Below are 4,858 nucleotides of genomic sequence, written 5' to 3' on the forward strand. Positions count from 1 at the left end.
TCCAGGACCTGCTGCACGAGCTCAGCACGCGCACTGCCACCGGCTATCTCTTCGGCGGCCTGTCTTCGGCGCGCAATCGCACCTTGCACATGGCCAATGGCGTTTTCTCCGGCGGGCTGTCGGGTGTGTTGTTCGGCCCCGAAATCGGCCTGATCTCGCGGGTGACGCAGGGCTGCAAGCCGATCGGGCCGATGCGCACCGTCACCCGCGCCGCGCATAACCTGCTGTTCGAGCTTGATGGCGAGCCAGCCCTCGACTGCGTCCTGCAAGACCTGGGGCTCGGGCGCAATGTGCCGGAAGATACCTTGGCAAGCGTGCTGTCCGCCACGCTGGTGGGCCTGAGCAAGGGCGACGACGATGCGCTCAGCGTGCCTGGCAGGTTCGGCACGGATACGCTGGTGCGCCATGTGCTTGGCGTAGACGCGCAGCATGGCGTACTGGCACTGGCGGATGTTGTGGAGGACGGCATGCGCCTGGCCTTCTGCACGCGCAACCCCGCCGCCGCGCGGGCGGACCTGATGCGCGTTGCCACAGAGATCCGGTCTGAGCTTGAGAGCGGCCACAGCGGCCGGGCACTGGGCGCGCTATACATCAGTTGTTCCGGACGGGGTGGGCCCCATTTCGGGGCGCCGCATGCGGAGTTGCAGATGGTGCGCAATGCGCTGGGCGACCTGCCGCTGGCGGGATTCTTCGCTGGCGGCGAGATCGCAAGAGACCGCCTTTACGGCTACACCGGGGTGCTGACGGTCTTCACGGGACATTGAGCCAATGCGCGCGCCCCGCCGCGCGCTTAGTCCTTGCTTAGAGCGTGTTAGGCACTTGAAGACTCGCACGCGACTATGAACGTTTGCCAGAAGCCCTGGCTGGCCTGCATTTCATCGTCTTCGCCATGCTCATGCTCGTTCATGCCGTCCCCGTATTGCAAAGTGCCTAACACCCTCTAGGCCTTTCCAGCAGGTTGCGGACCTCCACCGGCTTGCACACATTGAGCTGGAAATTGCCCTGGTTACCGGCCAAGGCCACTGCCGCAAGCCGGCTTCCCACACGGTCTTAATGCAACCTTAAGCCACGGTGACATAACCTTGCGCCACGGACTGCGTAGAGCGACCTATCCCACGCCAGCCCCCCCAACAACCAACAGGGCCAAACCGCCCCCCAGCGCATAGCACACCTGGAGCACGCCATGAACACGCTGTCCCCCCAGCCGATGCCAGCCTGGCTCAACAAAGTGCCCGAAGTCACCGTGGGCTTCTGGATCATCAAGATCCTGTCGACCACGGTCGGCGAAACCGGCGCCGATTTTCTCGCGGTCAACGCGGGGCTGGGCCAGGCCGTCACCGGCTGCGCCATGGGCGCCTTGCTGGCCATCGCACTGTTCGCGCAGGTCCGGGTGCATCGCTATGTTCCCTGGATGTACTGGCTGACCGTGGTGCTGGTCAGTGTCGTCGGCACGCAGATCACCGATGCGCTCACCGATGGCCTGGGCGTGAGCCTGTATCTGAGCACGGCCGTCTTCGCCGTCATGCTGGCGGGAATTTTCGCGTTCTGGTACCGACGCGAAGGCACGCTCTCCATCCGCACGATCTGCTCGCGCCGCCGCGAGCTCTTCTACTGGGCCGCGATTCTTTGCACCTTTGCCCTCGGCACCGCCGCGGGCGACCTGGCCACCGAAGCCCTGGGCCTGGGATTCCAGCTAGGCACCCTTGTGTTCGGCGCCCTCATTGCCCTCGCCGTGGCGGCGTTCTACTTCGGCGTCAACGCCGTTCTGACCTTCTGGATCGCCTATATCCTGACGCGCCCGCTCGGCGCCTCGCTGGGCGACCTGTTGTCCCAGGCGCAGACCTATGGCGGCCTTGGCTTTGGCGCGGCGCTGACCAGCGCAATCTTCCTGGCCGTCATCGTCGCACTGGTCGCGGTTGCCCAGCGCAACGCAAACCAGGTTTTKGGAACGGCAACGGCGCCATGAGTGACACCGATGGCAGCGCCGTTGCCCTCTTCACCGCATCCAACCCTTCCATGCAGCAGGAGACCACCATGCGCAGACTCCTTATCACCCGCCCCTTCTCCATTGGATTGCTGGCGCTCGCGGCATGGCTGCCGGGCTATGCCGTCTTCTCTTCCACGAGCCTGATCCCTGCGGCCGAAGCCGCAACCGCGTCAAAGCTGGGGGACTTGAGCCCGTTCCGCGCGATCGCGGCGGATACGGCATCGATCGTCGACAAGGGCGACCTTGCCGGCGCGAAGAAGCGCATCAAGGACCTGGAAGTTTCCTGGGACGCCGCCGAAGCGGGCCTGAAGCCGCGCGCGGCGGCCGACTGGCACGTGCTCGACAAAGCGATCGACCGTGCGTTGGAGGCGCTCAGGGCCGGCACGCCGAATGCGGCGGATTGCAAGACATCGCTGGCGAACCTGATCAGGACGATCGACCAGGTCAGCGGCAAGCAGTAAGGTGCCGATGGTGGCACGCATGCGGGATAAACGGGATAAACGGGATAAACGGGATATGTGCCCGCGGCACTGTGGTGCTCCGGCTTGCTGCTGGCCGGATTCTGGCTGGGCGGGATCGAATGGGTGCGCGGGCATATGAGCTGGCTGACCGTGGCCATCATTGCCGTTTCCCTGCTGCCGGTGGTGTTCCAGCCCCGGCGCGCCGCGGTGYGCGCCGGGAGCTAGACGTCAGGTATTGCGGCTCAATCCTTGTTCGGATGCGTCATCTCGATGGGCACGATCCAGCGCGCGTATTCGTCCTCGGTGAGATAGCCCAGCGCCAGCGCGGCGGCCTTCAGCGTCAGTCCTTCCTTGTGCGCCTTCTTGGCAATGGCGGCCGCCTTGTCGTAGCCGATATGGCGGTTCAGCGCCGTCACCAGCATCAGGTTCTTGTCGAGATTCTCCGCGATCTTCGGCAGGTTCGGCTCGATGCCGAGCGCGCAATGGTCGTTGAAGGCCAGGCAGGCGTCGGCGATCAGCTCGATGCTTTCCAGCACGTTGTGGACCATCACCGGCTTATACACGTTGAGCTGGAAATTGCCCTGGCTGCCGGCGAAGGCCACCGTGGCATCGTTGCCGAACACCTGCGCGCACACCATGGTCATGGCCTCGCACTGGGTCGGGTTGACCTTGCCGGGCATGATTGACGAGCCCGGCTCGTTCTCGGGGATGTTGAGCTCGCCGATGCCGCAGCGCGGGCCCGAGGCCAGCCAGCGCACGTCGTTGGCCATCTTCATCAGGCCGCCGGACAGCGTGCGCAGCGCTGCGGAGGTTTGCACCAGCGCGTCGTGCGCGGAGAGCGCGAAGAACTTGTTGGGCGCATCGACAAACGGATGGCCGGTCAGCGAGGCGATATAGGCCGCCGCGCGCGCGCCAAACTGCGGATGCGCGTTCAGCCCGGTGCCCACCGCCGTGCCGCCGATGGCCAGTTCCAGCAAGCCCGGCTCAGCCAACTTGACGCCATGCAGCCCGAAATCGATCTGCGCCACCCAGGCGCTGATTTCCTGGCCAAGGGTGATGGGCGTGGCATCCTGCAGGTGGGTGCGGCCCGTCTTGACAATGTCCTGGTACGCCTGCGCCTTGGCGGCCAGGGTATCGCGCAAGGCGCCTACGGCCGGCAGCAGCTTGGTGTGGATCTGCTCGACCACGGCGATGTGCATGGCGGTGGGGAACGTGTCGTTGGAGCTTTGGCCGCGGTTCACGTGATCGTTCGAATGCACCGGCTTCTTGCTGCCGAGCTCCCCGCCGGCAATCTCGATGGCCCGGTTGGAGATCACCTCGTTGGCGTTCATGTTCGATTGCGTGCCGGACCCGGTCTGGAACACCACCAGCGGGAAGTGCTCATCCAGGATGCCGAGTGCGCGGATCACCGGCCGCTGCCAGCGGAAGCGGCTCACCCCGATCGGGAAATTAATGGTGGAACGCTGCGTCTGCGCGCCCCAGTAGCGATCTGCGGGCACATCGATGGCGCCCATCGAATCGGTTTCGGAACGGAATGCTGCGGGCATGGAAGACACTCTCCAAACAAACTGCGTCAAGGATCGCCCGGTACGGGGCAMCCTGGAGGCACCCATCACCGAGCCGGAATAAACGGCAGCGCCATCTTGTCCATGGACCGCCCTCGCCAGTGGCGGCCAGGGCGTGACATGCGCTGATCTTTTCAGTTGTGCGCTGTAGTACGCTGTTGTGCGCTGTAGTTGGCAGTACAGCGGGAGGACGATACGGTCTCTCCGTTTTCCTTTTGGGGGGGCAGCCCAGCCGCATGCGTTCCCGCAGCCGCTTCGCGCCAAGACGAACGATAGCCCAGGCGCCAGCCATGGGCAATGAATCCCGACGAAATGAGAGGGGTTCGGGGGCGGGGCAGCGGGCAAGGCGGGCCGGCAGGCAAAGCAGCTTCAGCGGCCCCCGCCCAAGCGCAGCGCGCCCGCTAGCCGGCACTTTCCAGCTGGGCATCGGGCAAGCGCGCCGTGCCCGCATGCCCCAGCAATGCGCCCGCGATCCCCATGACGATGGCCGCCATGGTGGCACCCGGCCCGAAGATCGCGCTCACCCCCTGGGCGCGCAGCCGCCGGGCGTGGCTGGCGGGAATCACGCCGCCCGCGAAGACCAGCGCGCCTGGCCAGCCAGCGCGCAGGCCATCGATCAGGCAAGGCAGCAGCGCCAGGTGCGCACCCGCCAGGGACGATGCGCCCACCGCGTCGACCTGCCCGTGCAGGGCCATTGCCACGGCGTCCTGCGGTGACTGGAACAGCGGCCCCAGCGTGACCGCGAACCCGGCATCGGAGAGCGCCGCGGCCACGGCCTTGGCGCCGCGGTCATGCCCGTCCTGTCCCAGCTTGGCGATGAGGATGCGCGGCGCCCTGCCCAGGCG

The 4,858-nt window shown here is 65.9% G+C and carries 6 protein-coding genes and 1 pseudogene; 5 read left to right on the plus strand and 2 right to left on the minus strand.

The features are described 5' to 3' along the window. The 5 genes and pseudogenes from AC1DS3_RS36395 to AC1DS3_RS36415 all read left to right on the plus strand — a co-directional run. Nucleotides 1-764, plus strand: a 764-nt coding sequence (locus AC1DS3_RS36395) for an FIST signal transduction protein (RefSeq protein ID WP_477129110.1), incomplete at its 5' end; no start/stop codon positions are given. 59 nt (nt 765-823) lie between these two features. Next, a pseudogene (locus tag AC1DS3_RS36400) lies at nt 824-934 on the plus strand (IS5/IS1182 family transposase); the annotation flags it as partial. A 249-nt stretch (nt 935-1,183) separates the two neighbouring features. Beyond that, a complete protein-coding gene (locus tag AC1DS3_RS36405) occupies nt 1,184-1,966 on the plus strand; it encodes a COG4705 family protein (protein WP_477129111.1) in 783 nt (260 codons plus the stop codon). 83 nt (nt 1,967-2,049) lie between these two features. Further along, nucleotides 2,050-2,448: a hypothetical protein gene (locus tag AC1DS3_RS36410; protein ID WP_441634793.1), complete on the plus strand. Its 399-nt coding sequence runs from the start codon at nt 2,050-2,052 to the stop codon at nt 2,446-2,448. Between the two features lie 57 nt (nt 2,449-2,505). Next, entirely contained in the window at nt 2,506-2,673 is a 168-nt protein-coding gene (locus AC1DS3_RS36415; RefSeq protein WP_477129112.1) for a hypothetical protein, read from the plus strand. A 17-nt stretch (nt 2,674-2,690) separates the two neighbouring features. Here the strand turns inward: AC1DS3_RS36415 and AC1DS3_RS36420 are convergent, their stop codons facing one another. Further along, on the minus strand, nt 2,691-3,995 hold the full coding sequence (locus tag AC1DS3_RS36420; protein ID WP_477129113.1) for a class II fumarate hydratase: 1,305 nt from the start codon (nt 3,993-3,995) through the stop codon (nt 2,691-2,693). 419 nt (nt 3,996-4,414) lie between these two features. Continuing rightward, nucleotides 4,415-4,858: cobalamin-dependent protein (locus AC1DS3_RS36425; RefSeq protein WP_477129114.1), on the minus strand; the 444-nt coding region annotated here is incomplete at its 5' end.

This window comes from Cupriavidus sp. 01L46 (assembly GCF_056399905.1).